This is a genomic window from Phenylobacterium sp. (assembly GCF_036821595.1).
In the GTDB taxonomy this organism is placed as follows: domain Bacteria; phylum Pseudomonadota; class Alphaproteobacteria; order Caulobacterales; family Caulobacteraceae; genus Phenylobacterium.
Window position 1 is genome coordinate 1 of record NZ_DAISJG010000159.1, and the last position, 2,264, is coordinate 2,264.

At 71.7% G+C, this 2,264-nt stretch carries 3 protein-coding genes; all 3 read left to right on the top strand.

Annotated elements, in window-relative coordinates:
* Positions 1-372: 372 nt before the first annotated feature.
* The gene (locus V7Z97_RS20140; RefSeq protein WP_334165371.1) at positions 373-924 is read left to right on the top strand and encodes a biotin transporter BioY; all 552 of its coding nucleotides are present in this window, start codon (positions 373-375) and stop codon (positions 922-924) included.
* Positions 921-1,979, top strand: a complete 1,059-nt coding sequence (gene obgE, locus V7Z97_RS20145; protein WP_334165373.1) for a GTPase ObgE — start codon at positions 921-923, stop codon at positions 1,977-1,979. The genes V7Z97_RS20140 and obgE overlap by 4 nt, the downstream gene beginning before the upstream one ends.
* A partial coding sequence (locus V7Z97_RS20150) for an amino acid kinase family protein (protein ID WP_442958058.1) occupies positions 1,976-2,264 on the top strand: 289 nt, incomplete at its 3' end. The genes obgE and V7Z97_RS20150, both read left to right, overlap by 4 nt.

Consider the following 2,264-nt stretch of genomic DNA (forward strand, 5'->3'; position numbering starts at 1 on the left):
GGCCTCGGGCCAGGTGCTGTGCAAGGCGGGCTTCCTCTACACCGGCGACGTGGCCTTCAAGGAGAGCCGCGCCCGCGGCCAGCCCGTGCCGACGCGGATGATGGTGTGGCTGGCCTAGGTTCAAGGAACCACGGAATACACGGACCACACGGAAGGAGGACCACGAGAGGCACGAAAGACACGAAAGGGTCCGGAGCCTGGGCTGTCTCGTTGCGCGCCTCGGCGCGCCTTGAAGCCCTGTCCAGCAGCCCCAGGTCCGTGTGGTCCGTGTATTCCGTGGTTCCTGCTCTTTTCGTGCACGTCGTGCCTTTCGTGGTTCAGCCCCTTTCTGTGCTATCGCCGCTGCCGATGACGAACGCCGAGATCAGGGCCGTGACCCAGCCGCCGCTCGCCCGCTTCCTGGCGGCGCGCGGGCAGGTGTGGCGCGTGCCCATGGTGCTGGCCGGCGCGGGGCTGATGGCGGCGGCCTCGCAGGCGTCGGTTCCCGTGGGCCCGATCCCCATCACCCTGCAGAGCCTGATGCTGTTCGTCCTGGCCGGGCTCTGCGGCATGCGGCTGGTGTTCCAGATCGTGCTGGTCTGGCTGCTCTTCGCGGTCGTCGGCCTGCCGGTGCTGGCCGGCGGCGCGGGCGGGCCCGAGGCGATGATGGGGGGCAGCGCCGGCTTCCTGCTGGGCATGCTGCTTGCCGCCCCGCTTGCGGCGCGCACCGCCGAGCACACCTTCGAGCCCGCGCGCCTGACCGGCGCCTTCCTGCTCGGCCACGCCCTGATCCTGGCCATGGGCTGGGCCTGGCTCGCCACCCTGGTGGGCGTCGGCCGCGCCTTCGCCGACGGGATCCTGCCGTTCCTGGCCGGCGCCGTCATCAAGTCCCTGATCGCCGCCCTCCTCGTGTGGGCCATCCGTCGTAAAGTCCGTCCGTCATGAAGTTCCTCGACCAGGTGAAGGTCTATGTCCGCTCCGGCAACGGGGGCGGCGGCGCCGTGTCCTTCCGGCGCGAGAAGTACATCGAGTACGGCGGCCCGGACGGCGGCGACGGCGGCAAGGGCGGCGACGTCTGGATCGAGGCGGTGGAGGGGCTGAACACCCTGATCGACTACCGCTACCAGCAGCATTTCAAGGCCGAGACCGGCGGCCACGGCATGGGCCGCAACCGCCACGGGGCGAACGGCGCCGACGTGGTGCTGAAGGTGCCGGTTGGCACCGAGGTGCTCGACGAGGACCGCGAGACCCTGCTCTACGACATGGACACGCCCGGCAAGCGGGTGCTGTTCCTGAAGGGCGGCAACGGCGGCTTCGGCAACACCTACTTCAAGGGCCCGGTGAACCAGGCCCCCAAGCACGCCAATCCCGGCCAGGAGGGCGAGGAGCGGGCCATTTGGCTTCGCCTGAAGCTGATCGCCGACGTGGGCCTGGTGGGCCTGCCGAACGCCGGCAAGTCGACCTTCCTGGCCGCCGCCTCGGCCGCCAAGCCGAAGATCGCCGACTATCCGTTCACGACGCTCGCCCCCAACCTCGGCGTGGTCGACCTGTCGGCCGGCGAGCGGTTCGTGCTGGCCGACATCCCGGGCCTGATCGAGGGCGCCCACGAGGGCGCCGGCATCGGCACGCGGTTCCTCGGCCACGTGGAGCGCACGGCGGTGCTGATCCACCTGGTGGACGGGACGCAGGAGGACATCGGCCAGGCCTGGAAGATCGTCCGCCACGAGCTGGAGGCCTATGGCGAGGAGCTGGCCGACAAGCCGGAGATCCTGGCCCTGAACAAGATCGACGCCCTCTCCGAGGAGGAGCGCGCGGCCAAGGCCGCCGAGCTCGCGGCCGTGGCGGGCGTGACGCCGCGGCTGGTCTCGGGCTTCACCGGCGAGAACGTCACCGAGCTGCTGCGCGAGGCCTGGAAGCTGGTCCGCCGCCGCCGGGGCGAGATCGTCGCCGACGAGGACGAGGACGAGGCGGCCGAGCCCTCCGGGGACTGGCGGCCATGAGCGAGCTCGAGAAGGCCCGGCGGATCGTCGTCAAGGTCGGCTCGGCCCTGCTGGTGGGCGAGGCCGGGGCGGACGCCCGCTGGCTGGCCGCCTTCGCCGCCGACGTGGCTAGGCTGCGCGAGCGCGGGCAGCAGGTGCTGGTGGTCTCCTCCGGGGCCGTGGCGCTCGGCCGCCGCCGGCTCGACCTGCCGAAGCGCGCGCTGACCCTGCCGGAGAAGCAGGCCGCCGCCGCCGCCGGCCAGTCGCTGCTGATGCGCGCCTGGGAGGAGGCCTTCGAGCCGCACG

Bases quoted from the DNA above. Each gene is read 5' to 3' on its own strand.
- obgE (WP_334165373.1), top strand. From the start codon at position 921: ATGAAGTTCCTCGACCAGGTGAAGGTCTATGTCCGCTCCGGCAACGGG.